A 20,084-nucleotide genomic window follows, 5' to 3' on the forward strand; every position below is an offset into this window, starting at 1 on the left:
CGGGCTCAAGTAGCGCTCCGCGCGGTAGCCCAAATAAAGTGTCGCGGGATGGAGCAGCCCGGTAGCTCGTCAGGCTCATAACCTGAAGGTCGCAGGTTCAAATCCTGCTCCCGCAACCAAATACCAAAAATCAAAACTCCGTATACCGACCATGGCGCCCGCGTGCGCACGCAGGTCTTGCCATGCCGCGTTTCTTTGTCTACCAAGGCGCCACGCAGGGGAGTCCCGACCGAGGGACTGAGAGGCGGCTGGCAGCAGCGCTGCAGTGCCGCGACCCTTTGAACCTGACCCAGTTGATACTGGCGTAGGAAGCAAGGCGCGCGGATCGGGGGCCTCCCCCTGCACATGCCGACCACGGGGAAAACCGGCCCCGGCTCCCTCCCACACTCATCTGGTGTCTTTTTGAGTCCTGCTTGAGGAGCGCCAAAATGAACGTCCAGAGACCCACCCCCACCCCCGAGATCACCACCGGCGGCCTGCCCGGATCGCGCCGGATCTATGTCGCCGGCACCCTGCACGAGGGGGTCTCAGTGCCGATGCGCGAAATCTCGGTCCATCCCACCGCCGGCGAGCCGCCGCTGCCGGTCTATGACAGCTCGGGCCCCTATACGGACCCGGATGTCACCACCGACATCAAGCAGGGGCTGGCGCCACTGCGCCGCAAATGGATCGAAGCGCGGGGCGATGTCGAGGCCTACGACGGGCGCGAGATCAAGCCCGAGGACAACGGTTTCGTCGAGGGCGACCGGCTGACGCCTGAGTTTCCGGTCAAGCCGCGCCCGCTTCGCGGCAAGGAGGGCGCTGCCCCGACCCAGTTGGCCTATGCCCGCGCCGGCATCGTCACCCCCGAGATGGAATTCGTCGCCATCCGCGAAAACCAGCTGCGCGAGCTGGCCCCCTGCCACGGCCAGGTGGCGCGCGACGGCAATGATTTCGGCGCCAATATCCCCGATTACGTGACGCCCGAGTTCGTTCGTGACGAGATCGCCGCCGGCCGCGCCATCATCCCGGCCAACATCAACCACCCGGAAAGCGAACCGATGATCATCGGCCGCAACTTCCTGGTGAAGATCAACGCCAACATGGGCACCTCGGCGGTGACCTCTTCGATGGAGGAGGAGGTCGACAAGATGGTCTGGGCGATCCGCTGGGGCGCCGATACGGTGATGGACCTCTCGACCGGGCGCAACATCCACAACACCCGCGAATGGATCATCCGCAACTCGCCGGTGCCGATCGGCACGGTGCCGATGTACCAGGCGCTGGAAAAGGTCAACGGCATCGCCGAGGATCTGACCTGGGAAGTGTTCCGCGACACGCTGATCGAACAGGCCGAACAGGGGGTGGACTATTTCACCATCCACGCCGGGGTGCGGCTGCACATGGTGCCGATGACCGCGAGCCGCGTCACCGGCATCGTGTCGCGCGGCGGCTCGATCATGGCCAAGTGGTGCCTGCATCACCACAAGGAAAGCTTTCTTTACGAGCATTTCGACGAGATCTGCGATATCTGCCGCCGGTATGACGTTGCCTTCAGCCTCGGCGACGGGTTGCGGCCGGGCTCGATCGCCGATGCCAATGACGCGGCGCAATTCGCCGAACTGGAAACTCTTGGCGAGCTGACCAAGATCGCCTGGGCCAAGGATTGTCAGGTGATGATCGAAGGGCCGGGCCATGTCGCCATGCACAAGATCAAGGAGAACATGGACAAGCAGCTGGAATGCTGCCACGAGGCGCCTTTTTACACGCTGGGGCCGCTGACCACCGACATCGCGCCGGGCTATGACCATATCACCAGTGGTATCGGCGCGGCGATGATCGGTTGGTTCGGCTGCGCCATGCTGTGCTATGTGACGCCGAAAGAGCATCTCGGCCTGCCCGACCGCGACGACGTCAAGACCGGCGTCATCACCTACAAGATTGCCGCCCATGCCGCCGATCTGGCCAAGGGGCTGCCGGGGGCGCAGCGCCGCGACGACGCCCTTTCCCGCGCCCGGTTCGAGTTCCGCTGGGAAGATCAGTTCAACCTCTCGCTCGACCCGGACACGGCGCGCGATTTTCACGACCAGACCCTGCCCAAACAGGCCCATAAGGTGGCGCATTTCTGCTCCATGTGCGGGCCGAAATTCTGCTCGATGCGGATCAGCCACGACATCCGCGCCGAGGCCCAGAAGGAAGGGATGGAGGCGATGGCCGAGAAGTTCCGCGCCACCGGCGACCTCTATGTGCCGCTTGACGCGGTGCCCTCGGAGCCGGGCGAATGATCACCATTGCCGGGGCCGGTGTCGCCGGTCTGGCCTGCGCCTGGGAACTGGCCCGGCGCGGCGCCGCGGTGACCATCTATGAAATGACCGCCGATCCCTCGGAGAATCCCTGCTCGTGGTTTGCCGGCGGCATGCTGGCACCATGGTGCGAGGGCGAGACCGCCGAGGATGAGGTGGTGCGGCTGGGGGCCGGCTCGATCGCATGGTGGGAGCAGATCACCAAGGTCGAGCGCTGCGGCACGCTGGTCGTCGCGCCGCCGCGCGACCGCGCCGAACTGGCGCGTTTTGCACGCCGCACACAGGCCCATCGCCAGCTTGGCGCCGACGACATCGCGGCGCTGGAACCGGCGCTTGCCGGGCGTTTCAGCCAGGCGCTGTTCTTCGAGGACGAAGCCCATCTCGATCCGCGCCGGGCGCTCATCGACCTGACGGCGGCGGTCAAGGCGCTGGGGGTCGAGATCCTCTATGAGACGGCCGCCCCCGAGCGGGTCGATGTCGACTGCCGGGGCATGGCCTCGGGGCTTTCCGGCCTGCGCCCGGTGCGCGGTGAAATGGCGATCATCGAAACCCCGGATGTGCAGTTCAACCGCACCATCCGCCTGCTGCATCCGCGGATCCCGCTTTACGTGGTGCCGCGCGGGGCGGGCAGCTTCATGATCGGCGCGACGATGATCGAAAGCAGTTCCTGGCGGCCGATCACCGTGCGCTCGGTGCTCGAGCTTCTGGGCGCCGCCTTCGCGCTGCATCCCGCGCTTGGCGAGGCCAGCCTGGTGGAAACCGGGGTCGGGCTGCGGCCGGCCTTTGACGACAACGTGCCGCGGCTGACGGAATGCGGCGAGACCACCCATGTCAACGGGTTGTTCCGGCACGGGTATCTGTTGGCCCCCGCGCTGGCGGGCCAGCTGGCAAGACAGTTCTTTCAGGAGCAGGCGGATGAAGATCACAGTCAACGCGCAACCGCATGAGGTCGCCTCGGCGGCGCTGGCCGAGGCGCTGGCCGAGCTGGGGTTCCCCGGCGACTCCGTGGCCACGGCTCTGAACGGGCAGTTCGTGCCCCGCACCGCCCGCGCCGCGACGGTTCTGACCGAGGGCGACCAGCTGGAAGTGCTGGCGCCGATGCAGGGAGGATAGGCGATGCAGCTTTACGGAACCGAAGTGTCCTCGGCGCTTCTGCTGGGCACCGCGCAATACCCGTCGCCGGCGGTCCTGCGCGAGGCCATCGCCGCCAGCGGCACCGAGATCGTCACCGTCTCGCTGCGCCGCGAAACCGCCGATGGTTCGGGGGCCGGATTCTTCGAGCAGCTGCGCCAGACCGGCTGCCGCATCCTGCCCAACACCGCCGGTTGCCACACCGCGACCGAGGCGGTGACCACGGCGCAGATGGCGCGTGAACTGTTCGCGACCGACTGGATCAAGCTCGAGGTGATCGGCCATTCCGACAACCTGCAACCCGACGTCTTTGCGCTGGTCGAGGCGGCGCGCATCCTGTCCGATGAGGGGTTCAAGGTCTTTCCCTATACCACCGACGATCTGGTGGTTGGCGAAAGGCTGCTCGAGGCCGGCTGCGAGGTGCTGATGCCATGGGGCGCGCCGATCGGCTCGGGGCAGGGGCTGCGCAACCCCGATGCGCTGCGCGCCATGCGGGCGCATTTTCCCGAGGTGCCGATGATCGTCGATGCCGGGATCGGCCGCCCCTCGGACGCGGCGCAGGCAATGGAACTGGGCATGGACGCGGTGCTGCTGAACACGGCGGTGGCCAAGGCCGGAGACCCGGTCGGAATGGCGCGCGCCATGGCGCTGGCCATCGAGGCCGGGCGAGAGGGCCATCGCGCCGACCCCATCGACCGGCGCGACATGGCGGTGCCCTCGACCCCGATCCTCGGACTGGCAGAGCTGGCATGATGGAGCGTTTCTACCTGATTACCGGCCATGTGGCGCGGCTCGAGCTGCTGGTGCCGCAGGGGGTGCGGCTGGTGCAGCTGCGGATCAAGGATCAGCCCGAAGGCGAAATCCGCCGCCAGATCGCCCGGGCGCGGGATTTCTGCGCCGTGCATGGCGCCCGGCTGGTGGTCAACGACTACTGGCAGCTGGCACTGGATCTGCGCTGCGGTTTCGTCCATCTCGGGCAGGAAGACATGGATAGCGCCGATTTCGCCGCCCTGCGCCGGGCCGGCATCCGCTTTGGTCTCTCGACCCATGACGAGGCCGAGCTTGACCGCGCCCTGTCGCAGGACCCGGCCTATGTGGCGCTGGGGCCGGTCTATCCGACGCTGCTGAAAAAGATGAAATGGGCGCCGCAGGGGCTCGACCGGCTGCGGCGCTGGAAACAGATGGCCGGCGCGACGCCGCTGGTGGCGATCGGCGGCCTGACACCCGAGCGCCTGCCGGATGTCTTTGCCGCCGGCGCCGACAGTGCGGCGGTGGTGACCGACATCCAGCAGGCCGCCGACCCCGAGGCCCGGACCCGGACCTGGATCGAGGCCTGCGCGTGAACGACCGATACGCACGCCAGATGATCCTGCCCGAGGTGGGGGCGGCGGGTCAGGCGCGGCTGGCGCGGGCCCATGTGCTGGTGGTCGGGGCCGGCGGGCTGGGCTGCCCGGTGCTGCAATATCTGGTTGGCGCCGGGGTCGGGCGGATCACGCTGGTCGATCCCGACCACGTCGAGGAAAGCAACCTGCACCGTCAGCCGCTGTACCGCATGTCGGATCTGGGGCGGGCCAAGGTCGCCGCCGCGCGCGAGCATCTCATGGCCGCCAATCCCGGTGTCGAGATCGTCGCCCTGGCCCAGGGCCTGCACCCCGGCAACGCGCCCGCACTGGTGGCCGAGGCCGATCTGGTGATCGACGCCGCCGACAGCTTTGCGGTGTCCTACATCCTGTCCGACGGCTGCCTGGCAGCGGCCCGGCCGCTGGTCTCGGCCAGCGCGCTGGGGCAGAGCGGCTATGTCGGCGCCTTCTGCGGCGGCACGGCGCCCTCGCTGCGGGCGGTGTTCCCCGAGCTGCCCGAGCGCGGCGCCACCTGCGCCACCGCCGGCGTTCTGGGGCCGGTGGTCGGCATGATCGGCGCCCTTCAGGCGCAGATCGGCCTGCGAATACTCCTCGGTCTCGACCCGGCGCCGCTGGGGCGGATGGTGACGCTGGACCTCGAGACGCTGCGTTTTGGCGGCTTCGACTTCCACGGCGCGCCCGAACCCGAGGTCGCGCTGCCCTTCGTGGCCCGCGCCGCGCTTGGCCCCGACGATCTGGTGATCGAACTGCGCGGCGGCGACGAGGCCCCCGAGCCGCTCACGCCCGACGCCCGGCGGCTCGACCCCGAGGCGGTCGTGGACCGCGCACCCCGGGGCGATGTACGGCTGGTCCTGTGCTGCGCCAGCGGGCTGCGCGCCTGGCGGGCCGCCGGCCATCTGCGGGCCGTGGGTCACGACAGGCTCGCCCTGCTGGCGGCGCGGGCCTGCGAATGACCGCCGTCCTGCTCATCGGGGGCACCGACAGCAGCGGCGGCGCCGGCCTGACCCGCGATGCCGCGACGGCGCATGAACTCGGCTGCATCGCCAAGCCGGTGGTCACTGCGGTCACCGCCCAGACCGACCGCGCGGTGGGCGAAATCCACGAGGTTCCGGCGCCGGTGATCGCGGCCCAGATCGCCGCCGCCTTTGACCATACGCCGCCGTATGCGGTCAAGATCGGCATGGTCGCCAGCGCCCCGGCGGCCGCGGCCATCGCGGCGGCGCTGCGGGCGCGCGCGGTGACGGTCATCCTTGACCCGGTGCTGCGCGCCAGTTCCGGCGGTGCCCTGGCCGCGCGCGAGTTCCTTGCCCCGCTGATCGCCATCGCCGACCTCGTGACCCCCAATCTCGACGAGGCCGCCGCGCTCAGCCGCCTGCCTGTCGCCCGCAGCCCGGCCGATCTGGAGCGGCAGGCGGCGGCGCTCTGCGGACAGGGGGCGGGGGCGGTTCTCATCAAGGGCGGCCACGGTCAGGGCCCCGACTGCTGCGACCATCTGTTCGACGGCGCGGGCCAGCAGGTATTTTGCCTGCCCCGCCTGGCGCAGGGCCGGCGCGGCACCGGCTGCACCCTGGCCACCGCGCTGGCCTGCGAAATCGCGCGCGGCCAAGAGCTTGGCGCCGCCTGCGCCCGGGCCAAGCGCTATGTGCACGGCTGGATGGTGGGGTGATCCTGCAAACCGGCCCGGCGCTGCGGGCCGGGTGCATTATTCTAATAGTCAAAATAATGCTCGCGATTTTTGAATTTCCCTAATTCCGGCAATTCCTGTCCGATATCCCGACATACAATGCAGCGGCGAGGGAGGACCGGACATGGCCGACATGCGCATAGAGTTTTCAGGCATCACCCTGAAAAACCCGATTATCATCGCTTCGGCGGAACCCAGCAACAGTGTCGAGAACATCAAGCAGTGCATCGACTACGGTGCCGGTGCGGTGATCACCAAGACCATCGGCGACATCCCCGGGATGCAGCAGCTGACCAAAAATTCGAAATACGCCATCCTCAACGATCAGGGGCGGATCATCAAAGGCAAGGTGCCGCGGTCCTTCATCTTCTATTCGCGCTCGGGCTATGTCAGCGAACCGGCGGCGGACTGGATCTCGATCCTGAAAGAGACGCAGGACTACGCCGCTGCCAACGGCTCGGCGATCATCGCAAATATCGCCTCGGGCACGCTCGAAGGCTGGGTCGAACTGGCCCGCATGTGCGAGGACTGCGGCGTGCCGATGCTCGAGGTCAACTTCCAGTGCCAGCATCCCGCCGGCATGGCCGAGGGCGCCGAGGGGGTGTGGATCGCGCAGGATCCGGAGGTGACTGCCAAGGTGACGCGGGCCATTGTCGAGGCGGTGAATATCCCGGTCATGGTCAAGCTGTCGCCCGAAACCAACCGTCTGGCCGAGGTCGCCCGGGCCGCGATCAAGGCGGGTGCCGCCAGCGTTGCGGTCAACTCGCGCTTTGTCGGCTTTGCCGTCGACATCGAAACCGCCGAACCCTATATCGACGGGCCGGCCGGGGTCGGCGGCCCCTGGGCCAAATATATCACCCAACGCTGGGTCAACGAGATCTATCGCGACGTCGGCTGTCACATCTCGGGCTCGAACGGCATCTTCGACTGGCGCGATGCGATCGAGTTCATCATGAGCGGCGCCCGCGCCATGCAGGTCGGCTCGGTTCTGATGCTGAAGGGCATTGAATGGCTGCCCAAGGTGATCGACGGCATGGAGAAATTCCTCGACGACCATGGCTATCCCGACATTGCCTCGATCCATGGCATCGCCTCGAAAAAGGCGATGATGACCGCGCCCGAGCTGTTCGCCGTCGATCCGGTCTATACGCTGATCGACCACGACAAATGCAAGTTCCCCAAATGCAATATCTGCACCCGCATGTGTTTCTATGACTCGCTGAAAGAGGGCAAGAGCCACATCCAGACCGCGCCCGAAACCTGTATCGGCTGCGAGCTGTGCCTCAACGTCTGCCCCTTCGATGCGATCTCGATGACTGCCGACAAGGAACTGGCGCTGAAATCACAGGCGCAGTTCGCCGATGGCGCGGCGCAGGCCGCTGTCCCGGCGGCGGAGTGACTGGCGATGACCTATTTCGTCAACGATGCCTGTATCGCCTGCAAATACACCGACTGCGTCGATGTCTGCCCGGTCGACTGTTTCTACGAAGGCGAGAACATGCTGGTGATCCACCCGGATGAATGCATCGACTGCGGTGTCTGCGAGCCGGAATGCCCGGCGGATGCGATCCGTGCCGACACCGAGCCGGGGGCCGAGACCTGGGTCGAGTTCAACCGCAAATACGCCGAGCGCTGGCCGGTGATCACCGCCCGCAAGGATCCGCTCGAGGGGGCGGCGGCGCGCGACGGGCTGGCCGGCAAGCTGCACTCGCTGTTTTCCGAGCTGCCCGGTACCGGCGCCTAGCCGGAACAAGACAGATCGCGCCTGAGCGGTCTGCTCCAAAGACAAAAAGGCGCCCGCTCGTTTTGCGAGCGGGCGCCTTTGGGTTTCTTACCGGCTTCGCCGCCGTGCAGCGGTCTAGCCGACAAAAGCCCGTTCGATGACATAGTCCCCGGGCTGGCTGTTGGCGCCTTCGGTGAAGCCCCGGGTCTCGAGAATGCGCTTCAGGTCCATGTTCAGCGCCATCGAGCCGCAGATCATCACCCGGTCCACCGCCGGGTCCAGCGGCGGCACGTCGAGATCGTCGAACAGCCTGCCGTTTTCGATCAGGTCGGTGATCCGGCCCATATGCGGCGAGGTTTCGCGGGTGGTGGTGGCATAGCGGCGGAACTTCTGCGCCGCCTCTGCGCCGACCAGCGGATCCTCGGCCAGCCGCTCGGCCAGATGCTGGCCATAGGCCAGTTCGCTTACATTGCGGCAGGTCTGGGTGAGAAAGACCTGATCGTATTTCTCATAGCTCTCGGGCTCGCGCATTAGGCTGGCAAAGGGCGCAACCCCGGTGCCGGTGGACAGCATCCACAGCCGCTTGCCGGGCAACAGCGCGTCATGCACCAGCGTGCCGGTGGGCTTGGTCTTGACGATGATCCGATCGCCCGGCCGGATGTTCTGCAAACGCGAGGTCAGCGGCCCGTCGGGCACCTTGATCGAGTAGAACTCGAGTTCTTCGTCCCAGAAGGGCGAGGCGATCGAATAGGCCCGCAGGATCGGCTTTCCATTGTCGCCCGGCAGGCCGATCATCACGAATTCGCCCGAGCGGAAGCGAAAGCTGCCCGACCGGGTCACCCGGAAGGAAAACAGCCGGTCGTCCCAGTGGCGTACGCTGAGCACGGTCTGGGCATCCGGCAGGTCCGGCGCATTGCCCGGGGCGGGCGCTTGGAACAAGTCTGTGGCGGTCATCTGGTCCTCCGATGTCGTTGCGATCTGAGCCCGTCCAGGGCGGCGCGGGGTCAGCAAAGCCCAGTTCTATTAAGTTGAGAAATTCAAAAGTGACTTGTATAATTTATTTAAATGGATAAATCAGGGGCTTTGCATGGACCGCAAGACCGCCATCAACCTGCGCCACCTGCGGGTGTTCATCGCCATCGTCGAGGCCGGCAATTTCACCCGCGCCGCCGAGCGGCTGCTGCTGTCGCAATCCTCGCTCACGGTCACCATGCGCCAGCTCGAGGCCGAACTGGGTGTCAGCCTTCTGCAACGCACCACGCGCCAGGTGCAGATCACCAGCGACGGTGAGCGGTTCCTGACCGAGGCCAAGCGCATCGTGCGCGAGTTCGATCAGCTCATCACCACCACGCGCCTGTCGGCCTCGCAACTCAGCGGCACCGTGCGCATCGCGGTTCTGCCTTCGGTGGCGATCCGGCTGCTGCCCGAGTTCATCCGCGATTTTCGCGGCAGGCATGGGGATATCTCGATCGTGCTGCGCGACGACAACGCACGCGGCCTGCACCGGCAGGTGCGCGACGGCGAGGTCGACTTCGGCATCTCCAACAAGTGGTTCGACTACCCCGAGCTGGAGTATGTCCCGCTGACCCAGGACCAGTTCGGACTGGTCTGTCGCCGCGACGATCCGATCGCCAGCGCCGGCACCCCGGTGTCGTGGTATGACATCGACCCCGAGCGGCTGTTCCTGCTGGCGCCCGATACCGGCGTCCACGTCGCGCTGCACGGCGCGCCCGAGCTTGAGAGCCTGCTGACCACCACCGCCGGCGAAGTGCTGGTCATGGTGACCCTTCTTGAGATGGTGCGGGTCAATCTCGGGGTGACCGTGCTGCCCAAGCTCGCCGCGCCCGGCCCCGGCGATCCCGATCTCGAGTTCCACCCGCTGTCGAACCCGGTTCTGCACCGCGACCTGTGCCTGATCCGCCGCCGCAACGAACCGCTCTCGACCAGCGCGCGCCGGGTCTGGGAGGCGCTGGAGGCCCGGATTCCGAGGGCAATCGCATGAGGGGGGCAGGGTGATGAATTCAACTCAACAATCGGGCAGGTTTTTGAATTTGTCTTATTGATCGGGCTGGCGTTGATTTGAACGAAAGACAGTCCTGGCGCATCGCCAGCAGCTTTCAGGAGGATCATATGACCGGCAAGATCGACGCCCGCCTCGCGGAATTGGGGATCACCCTGCCCACCCCACCGGTCCCGGTGGCCAGCTACCTGCCCTTCGTGATCAGCGGCAATCAGGTGACCATTGCCGGACAGGTGACGCTGGCCGATGGCGTGGTCAAATATGCCGGCCGTCTGGGTGACACGCTGAGCGTGGAAGAGGGCGAGGCGGCGGCCCGTCTCTGCGCGCTCAACGTTCTGGCGCAGCTCAAGGTCGCCTGCGGTGGCAACCTCGACCGGGTGACGCAGGTGATCCGCCTCAATGCCTTTTTCAACGCGACGCCGGATTTTCTCGATCATCCCCGGGTGATGAACGCCGCCTCGGACCTGATGGCCGAGCTTTTCGGCGACAGCGGCAGGCATACGCGGGTCGGTGTCGGCGTGTCCTCGCTGCCACTCGGTGTGCCGGTGGAGCTGGACGGCGTCTTCGAGATCGCCTGAGCCTCCGCCCCAAGACCCACAACCAGAGGAATTCCCATGTTCGTATTATGCGCCCATTACCTTGGCACCGTCTCCCCCGAGAACCGCGGGGCATTCGACGCCCATGTCGAAACCACCCACCTGCCCATGGTGGCGCAGTATCCGGGGCTGGTGTCGCTGCGCTATCTCAAGGGCGTGTCGTGGAACGAGGCCGAACCGCCCTATTACCTGACCTTCGAGCTGGGCTTTGAAACCCGCGCCGATCTGGATCATGCGCTGCAATCGGAAATCCGCTATGCGGCGCGCGACGATCTCGACAATTTCGTGCCGATGTTCGAAGGCGAGATCCGCCACGTGCTCTACGAAGCGACCGCGATCGCGGCCCCGGTGGTGGCGGGCTCGGCCGCCTGAGGCCCGACCTGTCAGCCCGTCAGCCCAGAAAGCCCTGCGCCTTTATCAGCTCGAGCAGCGCACCCGTCGACTGCTCCAGCGTCTGCCCGCTGGTGTCGAGCCGGGCGCCGGCGCGGTCATAGGCGGTTTCGCGGTCGCGCAGGATGTCGCGCAACTGCGCCATGGCTTCGGGGTTGCCGGTCATCGGCCGATAGTCGCCCTGTGCCCGGACCCGCGCCATGTGTTCCTCGGGGCTGGCCCGCAGCCACACCGTGTGACAGCGCGCCAGCAAGAGATCGAAGGTCTCGGGCACCGCCACGATGCCGCCGGCCACCGCCAGCACCATCCGGTCGCTGCCCGCGATCACCTCTTGCAGCGCCCGCGCTTCCTGGGCGCGGTAGCCGTCCTGCCCGTAAAGCGCCAGCACCTCGCCCACCGGCACGCCGCAGCGCTCTTCGATGGCCTTGTTGAGTTCGATGAAGGGCAGGTCCAGCGCCTTGCCCACGGCCCGGCCAAGGCTTGACTTGCCAGCGCCGCGCAGCCCCAGAAGGCAGATCCGCCCGGCCCGACCCGGTGCCCCCGCGGCGGGTGCCAGCAGGCGCTGAACCTGGGATTGCACCGCAGGCTCGGCGCGCTGGTAAAGCGCGGCGATCTGGCTTGCCTCGCCGCTTTCGCCGGCGCCGAGGAACCAGCCGATCTCCCGTCCAAGCGCCTTTGCCACCCGGTCGAGCAGGCTGATCGAGATATTGCCCTCGCCGGCCTCGAGCTGTGCCAGATAGCGCTGTGACACGCCTGAGCGCTCGGACAGGACCCGGCGCGGATAGCCCTTGTCGCGGCGGGCGTCGCGCACCCTTTCGCCGACACGTTTGCCGATATCGCTCATGGGTGTCTCAAGCCCCTTGTGGCATGGGTCTGCCTTTGCCTTGCGGTGGTGCCGGTCGCGCGGCGCGCGGCGGCGCTTGGATCGGATCCGCGGCGGGCGTGGTGGCCGCGCCGCAGCTGCTCAGACCTGTGCCGGCGCCATCAGCGGCTCGACGATGGCGCGGATGTCCTCGGGCACCCGCAGTTTCTTGAACGCATCCGCGATCACGAAGACATTGACGAAACGCCCGGTGAAACACAGGGTTCCGTCCTGATATCCGGTCACGGAAAATTCGATCGAACTGTCGCCCAGCCGCACCGGACGCACCTTGCAGATCAGCCGGTGGCGCGGGGTGATCGGGGCGCTGAAGTCGATCGACATGTGCACGAAGGGCGTGCCCAGATTGCGGTCGACATTGAGATGGAACCAGCCGGCATCGCCCAGATGCGCCTCCCACCAGCCGTCGATGGCCTCGAGCGCCCACCATGGGATGCGCGCCGTATAGGCGATCCTTGCCGGATCGCAATCGCCCCAGATGACCCGGATTTCATGTTCATAGGCGGCGGGCAAAAAAGGCGTGGCATCGGTCATTCGGCGCGTGTCCATCTCTCAGTATGTTTCAACGTGATACCGGCCTTCCTCGCGCATCCTGTCGCGCAGGGCCGGCCAGTCGGCGCCGAGATCGCCCGCGATGTCGCAAAAGGCGCTTTCGACGCCCTGTTCCATACCGCGTAAACCGCAAATGTAAACATGTGTATTGTCGTCCGACAGCAGATCGGCCACCCGGTCGCGCTCGACCAGCATGCGATCCTGCACGTATTCCTTGTCCGTGCCGGGAATGCGGCTGAACACCATGAAGGTGTGCAGCAGCGCCTCGGGCACCTTCTTCAGCGGGCCGAAATAGGGCAGGCTGTCGGGGGCGCGGGCGCCGAAGAACATCGTCATGCCGCCCTGTTCGGTGCCCACTGTGCGTTGGCGGCGCATGGTGAAGGCGCGGAAGGGGGCCGAGCCGGTGCCGGTGCAGATCATCAGCATCCGCGCGCGTGGATCCTCGGGCAGCAGGAAGGTGGCGCCGAAGGGGCCGGTGACCTGCACCTTGTCGCCCTTTTCAAGGTCGCAGACATAGTTCGAACACAGCCCCTCAGGTTCGCGTTTGACGGTCAGCGACAGGTTGTTGAAATTCGCCCGCTCGCCGTCGCGCGGGCTCGAGATCGAATAGAGTCGCGGCAGATGCGGCTGGCCGTTTTCGTCGCTGCCGGGCGGGATGATGCCGATGCTCTGACCCTCGAGAACCGGCATCGGAAGGCTGCCGAAATTGAGGATGATATGGCGCACGTCGGCATCGCTGTCGGCCGCGGTCAGCCGGTAGTTGCCCTGCACGGTCGCCTCGGCCGGCTTGCCGAGCGTGTAAAGGTTGATCGTCGGTTTCGCCGCCGTGGCCGGGGCCTTGGGCTTGCCGCCGGTGCCCTTGTGGGCCTCGGCCAGCAGCGCCGCCACGACGTCGTCAAAGGCCTCGAGATCGCCGCCGCCCGTGTCGCCGGGCAGGGTGATTTCTTCCTGTGCGGGCAGTTCGGTGAACCCGAGCTGATCCTCGAGAGAATAGGGGCTGTCGACGATCCGCCATTCGTCGATCGAGCCGGTGGGGCAGACCGGAATGCAATCCATGCAATACTCGCATTTCTCCGGGTCGACCACGACATTGGTGTCATCATGCTGGATCGCCCCGACCGAGCAGGTCATCTCGCAGGTATAGCAGCGGATGCAGATTTCGGGATCGATCAAGTGCTGCTTCATTGGCTTGCTCATGAGGACCTCTTCAGGGTTGCCGCTGTCGGGTTGCGGCGGGCGGATGGGGCCGGGGCGCGGGTCAGGAGCGCGCCCCGGCAGCGGATTTGGCGTCAGGCCATGTGCAGTTTCACATATTCGAAATCGCCGGGCTTGTTGTCGATGCCCATGCGCGGCGGCGCGATCCAGCTGGCGTATTCGCCGGGCTCCGAGACCGGCTTCATCAGCGACTGGATGAAATCGCCATCGGCATGGGTCGGCAGCCAGTCCTTCAGGCCCTTGTCGTAGTCGGCGCCGCTCAGAAGATTGCCGTCGGGGTCGAAATTATGGCCCTGGAAGACGCCGATCTTGCGGTGGAAGCTTTCATGCGGCAGCTTCAGCTCGAACTCGATCCCGGCCTTCTCGATGATCTTGTTCCAGCGCCCGACACCGCCGGCGGCGTCCTTGGTGTAATCGTCGCGCAGCCGCATGTTGATCGCGGTCAGCGCCGGCACGTCATGCTGCACCAGCTTGCCGTCGACCATGTCCCAGACCCGGTAGGTGTCATTCTTCAGCTGGTGGTCGTCGTCGATGCGGCTTTCCATGAACCGCCCCTTGATGCCGGCGTTGAAGGCATTGGCGGCATTGGTCGACACTTCCTGCCCGAACAGATCCAGCGACAGCGTGTAATGCAGGTTGAGCTTTTTCTGGATCGTCGGCAGGTCGATCACCCCGAGATCGCGGATCTTGTCGATGTCATAGGGATCGGTGATGCCATGCGCGTTCATCACCTCGCAGGTCTTCTGGATGGTGCGCCCGACTCCGGTCTCGCCGACGAACATGTGATGCGCCTCTTCGGTGAGCATGAAGCGGCAGGTGCGCGACAGCGGGTCAAAGCCCGACTGGGCCAGGCTTTCCAGCTGCATCTTGCCGTCGCGGTCGGTGAAATAGGTGAACATGAAGAACGACAGCCAGTCCGGGGTTTCCTCGTTGAAGGCGCCCAGCATGCGCGGAGCCTCTTCGCTGCCCGAGGAGCGGCGCAACAGATCATCCGCCTCTTCGCGCCCGTCGCGGCCAAAGTATTTCTGCAACAGATAGACCATGGCCCAGAGGTGGCGGCCCTCTTCGACATTGACCTGAAACAGGTTGCGCATGTCGTAAAGCGACGGCGCGGTGAGGCCGAGAAAACGCTGCTGTTCGACCGATCCCGGCTCGGTGTCGCCCTGGATGACGATCAGCCGTTTCATCAGGTTGCGATATTCGCCCGGCACTTCCTGCCAGGCCGGTTCGCCGTAATGTTCGCCGCAGGGGATGGTGCGCCCCTCGACTTCGGGCGCCAGCAGCACGCCCCAGCGGTATTCCGGCATTTTCACATAGTCGAACTTGGCCCAGCCCTTGGGGTCGACGCTGATCGCGGTGCGCAGGTAGATCATCGATTCCTGGAACTTCTGCGGGATCAGGTCGTTCCACCAGTTGATATAGCCGGGGTGCCATTTCTCCAGCGCCTTCAGAACCTTGCGGTCCGAGCTGAGGCCGACGTTGTTGGGGATGAGCGTGTCATAGCTGACATTGATGAGATCGGACATTGCTGTCTCCTGTTGGGTCTGGCCCGGTTGTCTGGCTCCGGGCGCTGGTTAGGCGGCGCTCAGACGCGCTCCATGTTGTATTTTCCGCGCACCCCGGTGCCATAGCGTTGCAGGGCGCCTTCGGGGCCGACGGCATTGGGGCGGTTGAAGATCCAGTTCTGCCAGGCGGTGAGGCGGCCAAAGATCCGCGTCTCCATGGTCTCGGGGCCGGCGAAACGCACATTGGCCTCGAGGCCGGTCATCGCATCGGGGGATAAGCTCAACCGTTCCTCCATGAAGATGCGGATCTCGTCTTCCCAGTCGATATCGTCGAGGATCATGGTCACCAGCCCGAATTCATCGGCCTCGGCCGCCTCGAGCGCGGTGCCCTTCTGCGCTTCGGCCCTGTCCACTGCCTCGGGTTCCCCAAGGAAACGGGTTTGCAGCCGGGTCAGATCATTGCCCATCGGGAAGCGGCCGAAATTGGCCTCGGTCAGCGTGACGGTGGCCATCGGGCGATTGTCGCCCTCGAACTCGTCCTCCATCATGTAGGAGCGGTCGACGGCAAACAGCAGCTCGGCCAGAATGCCGGTAAAGCACGATCCGTGCTCGACCAGCGCCACCAGCGAGCGCGAGGTCATGTCGACCCGCTTCAGCAGGCGTTTCCAGTATTGCAGCACCTCGTTGGCCAGCCAGTGATCGGCATTGTCCATGAGCAGCCGCTCGTGGCTGTCGAACAGCGCCGGATCGCCCTGACTGCGGAACACCAGCAGGCCCAGCTGCATCTCGTTGAGCCGCAGGTGCAGGATGGCGTCGTCCAGTTCGCGTGCCAATTGCAGCAGGTAGGCGCGGTCGCCCTGTGCGGTGAAGGCGTCCATATCGGCCGGGGCCGCGTCCTGCGGGCCATTGAGGGTGATCGTGGCCGTGCCGGCGTCGCGGTCGACCGCCACATCCAGAAGCGCATAGGAGAGCGAGCCGTCCTCGCTGATCTGGCGCTCGACGCGGCCGAGCTTGATGCCCGCGGCCACATCGGCTTTGGCCGAGGCCTCGGCGAATTCCCGCGCCCGTTCGGCCACGGTCTGCTCGAAGGTCGAATTGGCGACGATCTCGTCGACCAGCCGCCAGTCGACGGCGCGCTGGCCCTTCACCCCTTCCTCGGTCGAGCAGAAGATGTCGGCCCGGTCGCGGCGCACCTTGCGTTTGTCGGTGACGCGGGTGACGCCGCCGGTGCCCGGAAGCACCGCCAGCAGCGGCACCTCGGGCAGGGCCACCGAAGAGGTGCTGTCATTGGTCAGCATGATGTGGTTGCAGGCCAGCGCCAGCTCGTAGCCGCCCCCGGCGCAGGCGCCCTTGACGGCGGCGATGTATTTCTGGCCGCTGTCGGCCTCGGCGGCTTCGAAGGTGTTGCGGGTCTCGTTGGTGAACTTGCAGAAGTTGACCTTGTGGCTGTGCGCCGCGCCGCCCAGCATGCGGATATTGGCCCCGGCGCAGAAGATCCCCGGCTTGGCCGACTGCATGACCACCACCTTGACCTCGGGGTGTTCGAAGCGCATCCGCTGCACCACATCGGCCAGCTCGATGTCGACCCCGAGATCATAGGAGTTCATCTTCAGCTGGTAGCCCTCGAACAGCCCGCCGTCCTCGTCCACATCCATGTAGAGATTGGCCACCGGCCCGTCATAGTCGACCCGCCAGTGGCGGTATTGGCCGGGGTCGGTGCGAAAGTCGATCACCTTGGTCATCTGCGTTTCCTCGTTCTCGTCTGCTGTTCTGACTATAAATTCTGTTCGGCGAATTAGAAGCAATATTATGCATCAAACACCTAGTTTTTTTGTTAACTATCGTAAATATTGCGTGATATAGTGCAATATAATGCATGATACGGCGTTGTGCGTCGCGAATGGCGACTGTTCGCTGCCTCTGTCAGGCTTCCGGGAAGCCTTCGGATTCGATTCGCCTGAGCCGTTCAAGATAGTCGGTCACGACCTCCAGAACCCGCTCGGGCTGGTCGAGATGCGGCGCATGGCGGCAGTTCTCGAGGATCGCGACATCCACCGGCGCATAGCTGCGGTTCTCGATTTCTTCGATCTGTGCCAGCGTGCCGTATTGGTCCTCGCGCCCCTGGATCGCCAGCACCGGCACCCGCAGGTAGTCGATCACCTCGGCGACGTTCCAGTTCTTGAACTCGGGGTCGAGCCAGGTGTCGCACCAGCCCCGGAAGGTATTGTCGGGGTCGCTGTGATGCTTGGCCATGCGGTCCCGCAGCCCGTCGTTTGCATAGGCGTCGCGGGCGCGGGCGATCTCGGTCAGCCCCATCTCTTCGGTAAAGAAATGCGGCGCCATAAGGATCAGGCCGCGCACCCGGAAATCCTCGATGCTGCCAGCATAGATCGCGGCGATGGTGGCGCCGTCGGAATGGCCCAAGAGCACGCCGCTCTGAAAACCGATGGCGTCGAGCAGGCGCGGCACCACCTGTTCGGCCTCGCGGGTCATGAAGTCGATCGGGCGCGGCAGGTCGACAAGGTCGGACTGCCCATGCCCGGCGCGCGAATAGGCCAGCACCCCCCAGCCCGTGGCCGCCGCCAGCCGCGCCGGGAAGTCGCGCCACAAAAGCGCCGATCCCAGCCCCTCGTGCAGCATCACCACCGTCGGGGCCTCGCCCGGTCTCGGGCCGTGGCAGCGATATTCCAGCCCGCAGCCGTCGATCTCGATCCGGCCGGCGCCGCCGGGGGTCCATTCGAATGTCTGCAACATCTCTGCGGGTACCTTTCTTGGCCGCCCCGGCGGGGCGGATCAGTTGGGAATCAGGAACAGGGTGATGGCCGGGAACAGCACCAGAAGGACCACCCGCACAAGATCCGAGGCGACGAAATAGCCCACCGCCTTATAGGTCTCGACGATCGGGGTCTTTCGGTCCATGGCGTTGATGATGAACAGGTTCATGCCCACCGGCGGGGTGATCAGCCCGACCTCGACCACGATCAGCACCAGGATGCCGAACCAGATCGCCACATGTTCGGCGCTCATGCCGAAATCGAGGATCGAGATCACCGGGAAGAAGATCGGGATGGTCAGCAGGATCATCGACAGGCTGTCCATCAGGCAGCCGAAGATCAGGTAGAAGATCAGGATCAGCGTCAGCACCGTCCAAGGGCTGAACCCCTGGCTGACCACATAGTTCGACAGTTCCTGCGGCACTTCGGTCAGGGCCAGAAAGCCGTTGTAGAAGCCGGCGCCGAGGATGATGAAGAACACCATCGCCGTCGACCGCGAGGTGACGATGAAACTGTCGATCAGGGTCTTGCGGGTCAGGCCGCGGTTGAAAAAGGCGATCAGCCCGGTGCCGCAGGCGCCGACGGCGGCGCCCTCGGTGGGGGTGAACCAGCCCAGATAGATGCCGCCCACCACCATGCCGAACACCAGGAGCACGGGCCAGACATTGATCAGGGCGCGAAAGCGTTCGCCCATCGGCACCGGCGGCCGGGTGCCGGCGGCGTCGGGGTGCAGCCGCACGTAGATCGAGATCGCCAGCACGTAGCCCAGCGCCGCCAGAACCCCGGGGATCACTGCGGCAAGGAACAGTTTGGCGATGTTCTGTTCGGTGAGAATGGCATAGATCACCAGCACCACCGAGGGCGGGATCAGGATGCCCAGCGTGCCACCGGCCGCAAGCGTCGCGGTGGAAAACCCGCCGGCATAGCCGTATTGCCGCAGCTCCGGCAGGGCGACGCGGCCCATGGTGGCCGCGGTGGCCAGCGACGAGCCGCAGATCGCGCCGAAACCGGCACAGGCGCCGACCGCCGCCATGGCGACCCCGCCCTTGCGATGCCCGAGAAAGCCTTCGGCGGCCTTGAACAGCGCCGAGCTCATGCCGCCCAGGGTCGCAAACTGCCCCATCAGCAGGAACATCGGCACGATGGTCAGCGAATAGGAGGAAAAGGTGGTGTAGGTTTCGCTTTTCAGCCGCGCGAAGGCCATGTTGGTGCTGCCGGTGACGATCGACAGCCCGACCAGCCCGACCACGAACATCGCCAGCCCGATCGGCACCCGGATGAAGATCAGCGCCATCAAGGCGGGGAACGACAGGATGCCGATTTCCAGGTTGGTCATACTTCGGCCTCCAGGTCGTCATTGATGATGCGGTGGCCGCGCAGGAATTCGATGATGCGCACGCAGGCCATGTAGACCCCCGAGATGGCGGCGGCGACGGCGCCGGCCAGGCTGGCGGCATAGGCCCACCAGATGGGGAATTGCAGCAGGAAGGTGGTCTCGCCATAGCTCTTCTTCGAGAGCATGCCCTCGTAAAGCCGCCAGACGATCAGGATCAGCACGGCCGCGAACATGATCTCGATGATCATCCGCAGGAAACGGTTCAGGCCGCGCGGGAAATTGTTGGTGAAGATATCGACCGAGGCATGGCCGGCGGTGATCTGGCAAAGCGGCATCGAGGCGAAGATGGCAAAGGCGACACCGGCCTCGACCAGTTCGAAATCGCCGAGGATCGGCCCTACGCCCATGTCCAGGAACCATTGCGACACGCGGGGCATCAATTGCCCGACCCAGCCGTGAAACACCGTGTTCAGGGCGCGCCCGGCAACCGAAAGGCAGGTGATGACGATCAGGATCGACAGCACCAGGCCACCGACAACCGCCATGGCACGCGCGAGTTTTTCCATCAGTCTGTGCAAGGTGGAAGCCCTCTCGTTTCTGTGCTTTTTGGGGGGGCTGCGCCGGCGCGGGCCGGC

At 65.5% G+C, this 20,084-nt stretch carries 21 protein-coding genes, 1 tRNA gene and 1 riboswitch; of the genes, 13 read left to right on the forward strand and 9 right to left on the reverse strand.

Annotation, left to right across the window (positions count from 1 at the left end):
• Positions 1-42 precede the first annotated feature (42 nt).
• From ABZD10_RS04080 to fdxA, 10 genes are all read left to right on the forward strand, one after another.
• Positions 43-119 (forward strand) — tRNA-Met (locus tag ABZD10_RS04080).
• A gap of 87 nt (positions 120-206) precedes the next feature.
• Positions 207-328: riboswitch (TPP riboswitch) on the forward strand.
• A gap of 100 nt (positions 329-428) precedes the next feature.
• Positions 429-2,264 carry a phosphomethylpyrimidine synthase ThiC gene (thiC, locus tag ABZD10_RS04085; protein WP_372884830.1) on the forward strand — a complete coding sequence of 612 codons (1,836 nt, stop codon included), beginning with the start codon at positions 429-431 and terminating at the stop codon, positions 2,262-2,264.
• Positions 2,261-3,229: an FAD-dependent oxidoreductase gene (locus tag ABZD10_RS04090; RefSeq protein WP_372884831.1), complete on the forward strand. Its 969-nt coding sequence runs from the start codon at positions 2,261-2,263 to the stop codon at positions 3,227-3,229. The genes thiC and ABZD10_RS04090 overlap by 4 nt, the downstream gene beginning before the upstream one ends.
• Positions 3,198-3,395: a sulfur carrier protein ThiS gene (gene thiS, locus ABZD10_RS04095; RefSeq protein WP_372884832.1), complete on the forward strand. Its 198-nt coding sequence runs from the start codon at positions 3,198-3,200 to the stop codon at positions 3,393-3,395. Before ABZD10_RS04090 ends, thiS begins: the two co-directional genes overlap by 32 nt.
• A 3-nt stretch (positions 3,396-3,398) precedes the next feature.
• On the forward strand, positions 3,399-4,166 hold the full coding sequence (locus ABZD10_RS04100; protein ID WP_372884833.1) for a thiazole synthase: 768 nt from the start codon (positions 3,399-3,401) through the stop codon (positions 4,164-4,166).
• Positions 4,166-4,756 (forward strand): thiamine phosphate synthase, encoded by a 591-nt coding sequence (locus tag ABZD10_RS04105; protein ID WP_372884848.1) that lies wholly within the window; start codon positions 4,166-4,168, stop codon positions 4,754-4,756. Before ABZD10_RS04100 ends, ABZD10_RS04105 begins: the two co-directional genes overlap by 1 nt.
• 20 nt (positions 4,757-4,776) lie before the next feature.
• Complete coding sequence (locus ABZD10_RS04110) at positions 4,777-5,727, forward strand: ThiF family adenylyltransferase (RefSeq protein WP_372884849.1); 951 nt, start codon at positions 4,777-4,779, stop codon at positions 5,725-5,727.
• The gene (locus ABZD10_RS04115; RefSeq protein WP_372884834.1) at positions 5,724-6,440 is read left to right on the forward strand and encodes a hydroxymethylpyrimidine/phosphomethylpyrimidine kinase; all 717 of its coding nucleotides are present in this window, start codon (positions 5,724-5,726) and stop codon (positions 6,438-6,440) included. Before ABZD10_RS04110 ends, ABZD10_RS04115 begins: the two co-directional genes overlap by 4 nt.
• 142 nt (positions 6,441-6,582) lie before the next feature.
• A complete protein-coding gene (locus ABZD10_RS04120; RefSeq protein WP_372884835.1) occupies positions 6,583-7,857 on the forward strand; it encodes a 4Fe-4S binding protein in 1,275 nt (424 codons plus the stop codon).
• A gap of 6 nt (positions 7,858-7,863) precedes the next feature.
• Positions 7,864-8,202 (forward strand): ferredoxin FdxA, encoded by a 339-nt coding sequence (fdxA, locus tag ABZD10_RS04125; protein ID WP_372884836.1) that lies wholly within the window; start codon positions 7,864-7,866, stop codon positions 8,200-8,202.
• Between the two features lie 114 nt (positions 8,203-8,316).
• On the opposite strand, the gene ABZD10_RS04130 is transcribed toward fdxA, so the two are convergent.
• Positions 8,317-9,135, reverse strand: coding sequence for a ferredoxin--NADP reductase (locus ABZD10_RS04130; protein ID WP_372884837.1), 819 nt, complete (start codon positions 9,133-9,135; stop codon positions 8,317-8,319).
• Positions 9,136-9,268: 133 nt separating this feature from the next.
• On the opposite strand from ABZD10_RS04130, the gene ABZD10_RS04135 reads away from it, so the two are divergent.
• The 3 genes from ABZD10_RS04135 (at position 9,269) to ABZD10_RS04145 (ending at position 11,169) form a co-directional block, all read left to right on the forward strand.
• Positions 9,269-10,183, forward strand: coding sequence for a LysR family transcriptional regulator (locus ABZD10_RS04135; RefSeq protein WP_372884838.1), 915 nt, complete (start codon positions 9,269-9,271; stop codon positions 10,181-10,183).
• Between the two features lie 128 nt (positions 10,184-10,311).
• Entirely contained in the window at positions 10,312-10,779 is a 468-nt protein-coding gene (locus ABZD10_RS04140; protein WP_372884839.1) for a RidA family protein, read from the forward strand.
• 36 nt (positions 10,780-10,815) lie between these two features.
• Positions 10,816-11,169: an EthD family reductase gene (locus ABZD10_RS04145; protein ID WP_372884840.1), complete on the forward strand. Its 354-nt coding sequence runs from the start codon at positions 10,816-10,818 to the stop codon at positions 11,167-11,169.
• A 19-nt stretch (positions 11,170-11,188) separates the two neighbouring features.
• On the opposite strand, the gene ABZD10_RS04150 is transcribed toward ABZD10_RS04145, so the two are convergent.
• The 8 genes from ABZD10_RS04150 to ABZD10_RS04185 form a co-directional block, all read right to left on the reverse strand.
• Entirely contained in the window at positions 11,189-12,118 is a 930-nt protein-coding gene (locus ABZD10_RS04150) for a helix-turn-helix transcriptional regulator (protein ID WP_372884850.1), read from the reverse strand.
• Positions 12,119-12,151: 33 nt separating this feature from the next.
• Complete coding sequence (locus ABZD10_RS04155; protein WP_372884841.1) at positions 12,152-12,601, reverse strand: acyl-CoA thioesterase; 450 nt, start codon at positions 12,599-12,601, stop codon at positions 12,152-12,154.
• A gap of 18 nt (positions 12,602-12,619) precedes the next feature.
• Positions 12,620-13,816, reverse strand: coding sequence for a benzoyl-CoA 2,3-epoxidase subunit BoxA (boxA, locus tag ABZD10_RS04160; protein WP_372884842.1), 1,197 nt, complete (start codon positions 13,814-13,816; stop codon positions 12,620-12,622).
• A gap of 92 nt (positions 13,817-13,908) precedes the next feature.
• Complete coding sequence (gene boxB, locus ABZD10_RS04165; RefSeq protein ID WP_372884843.1) at positions 13,909-15,360, reverse strand: benzoyl-CoA 2,3-epoxidase subunit BoxB; 1,452 nt, start codon at positions 15,358-15,360, stop codon at positions 13,909-13,911.
• Positions 15,361-15,419: 59 nt separating this feature from the next.
• Positions 15,420-17,081: a 2,3-epoxybenzoyl-CoA dihydrolase gene (boxC, locus tag ABZD10_RS04170; RefSeq protein ID WP_372884844.1), complete on the reverse strand. Its 1,662-nt coding sequence runs from the start codon at positions 17,079-17,081 to the stop codon at positions 15,420-15,422.
• Between the two features lie 181 nt (positions 17,082-17,262).
• Positions 17,263-18,093, reverse strand: a complete 831-nt coding sequence (locus ABZD10_RS04175) for an alpha/beta fold hydrolase (RefSeq protein WP_372884845.1) — start codon at positions 18,091-18,093, stop codon at positions 17,263-17,265.
• Between the two features lie 39 nt (positions 18,094-18,132).
• Positions 18,133-19,449, reverse strand: coding sequence for a TRAP transporter large permease (locus ABZD10_RS04180; protein WP_372884846.1), 1,317 nt, complete (start codon positions 19,447-19,449; stop codon positions 18,133-18,135).
• On the reverse strand, positions 19,446-20,015 hold the full coding sequence (locus ABZD10_RS04185; protein ID WP_372884847.1) for a TRAP transporter small permease: 570 nt from the start codon (positions 20,013-20,015) through the stop codon (positions 19,446-19,448). The genes ABZD10_RS04180 and ABZD10_RS04185 overlap by 4 nt, the downstream gene beginning before the upstream one ends.
• Between the last annotated feature and the right edge of the window lie 69 nt (positions 20,016-20,084).

This window comes from Shimia sp. (assembly GCF_041624275.1).
GTDB lineage: Bacteria > Pseudomonadota > Alphaproteobacteria > Rhodobacterales > Rhodobacteraceae > Shimia.

What these genes read in the sequence shown, in the direction of transcription:
- fdxA (WP_372884836.1), top strand. Translation starts at nt 7,864, where the DNA reads ATGACCTATTTCGTCAACGATGCCTGTATCGCCTGCAAATACACCGAC.
- thiS (WP_372884832.1), top strand. Translation starts at nt 3,198, where the DNA reads ATGAAGATCACAGTCAACGCGCAACCGCATGAGGTCGCCTCGGCGGCG.
- ABZD10_RS04135 (WP_372884838.1), top strand. Translation starts at nt 9,269, where the DNA reads ATGGACCGCAAGACCGCCATCAACCTGCGCCACCTGCGGGTGTTCATC.
- ABZD10_RS04180 (WP_372884846.1), bottom strand. Translation starts at nt 19,449, where the DNA reads ATGACCAACCTGGAAATCGGCATCCTGTCGTTCCCCGCCTTGATGGCG.
- ABZD10_RS04145 (WP_372884840.1), top strand. Translation starts at nt 10,816, where the DNA reads ATGTTCGTATTATGCGCCCATTACCTTGGCACCGTCTCCCCCGAGAAC.
- ABZD10_RS04185 (WP_372884847.1), bottom strand. Translation starts at nt 20,015, where the DNA reads ATGGAAAAACTCGCGCGTGCCATGGCGGTTGTCGGTGGCCTGGTGCTG.
- ABZD10_RS04120 (WP_372884835.1), top strand. Translation starts at nt 6,583, where the DNA reads ATGGCCGACATGCGCATAGAGTTTTCAGGCATCACCCTGAAAAACCCG.
- boxC (WP_372884844.1), bottom strand. Translation starts at nt 17,081, where the DNA reads ATGACCAAGGTGATCGACTTTCGCACCGACCCCGGCCAATACCGCCAC.
- ABZD10_RS04175 (WP_372884845.1), bottom strand. Translation starts at nt 18,093, where the DNA reads ATGTTGCAGACATTCGAATGGACCCCCGGCGGCGCCGGCCGGATCGAG.
- ABZD10_RS04090 (WP_372884831.1), top strand. Translation starts at nt 2,261, where the DNA reads ATGATCACCATTGCCGGGGCCGGTGTCGCCGGTCTGGCCTGCGCCTGG.
- ABZD10_RS04100 (WP_372884833.1), top strand. Translation starts at nt 3,399, where the DNA reads ATGCAGCTTTACGGAACCGAAGTGTCCTCGGCGCTTCTGCTGGGCACC.
- ABZD10_RS04105 (WP_372884848.1), top strand. Translation starts at nt 4,166, where the DNA reads ATGGAGCGTTTCTACCTGATTACCGGCCATGTGGCGCGGCTCGAGCTG.
- boxB (WP_372884843.1), bottom strand. Translation starts at nt 15,360, where the DNA reads ATGTCCGATCTCATCAATGTCAGCTATGACACGCTCATCCCCAACAAC.
- ABZD10_RS04140 (WP_372884839.1), top strand. Translation starts at nt 10,312, where the DNA reads ATGACCGGCAAGATCGACGCCCGCCTCGCGGAATTGGGGATCACCCTG.
- ABZD10_RS04110 (WP_372884849.1), top strand. Translation starts at nt 4,777, where the DNA reads ATGATCCTGCCCGAGGTGGGGGCGGCGGGTCAGGCGCGGCTGGCGCGG.
- thiC (WP_372884830.1), top strand. Translation starts at nt 429, where the DNA reads ATGAACGTCCAGAGACCCACCCCCACCCCCGAGATCACCACCGGCGGC.
- ABZD10_RS04115 (WP_372884834.1), top strand. Translation starts at nt 5,724, where the DNA reads ATGACCGCCGTCCTGCTCATCGGGGGCACCGACAGCAGCGGCGGCGCC.
- ABZD10_RS04130 (WP_372884837.1), bottom strand. Translation starts at nt 9,135, where the DNA reads ATGACCGCCACAGACTTGTTCCAAGCGCCCGCCCCGGGCAATGCGCCG.
- ABZD10_RS04155 (WP_372884841.1), bottom strand. Translation starts at nt 12,601, where the DNA reads ATGACCGATGCCACGCCTTTTTTGCCCGCCGCCTATGAACATGAAATC.
- boxA (WP_372884842.1), bottom strand. Translation starts at nt 13,816, where the DNA reads ATGAGCAAGCCAATGAAGCAGCACTTGATCGATCCCGAAATCTGCATC.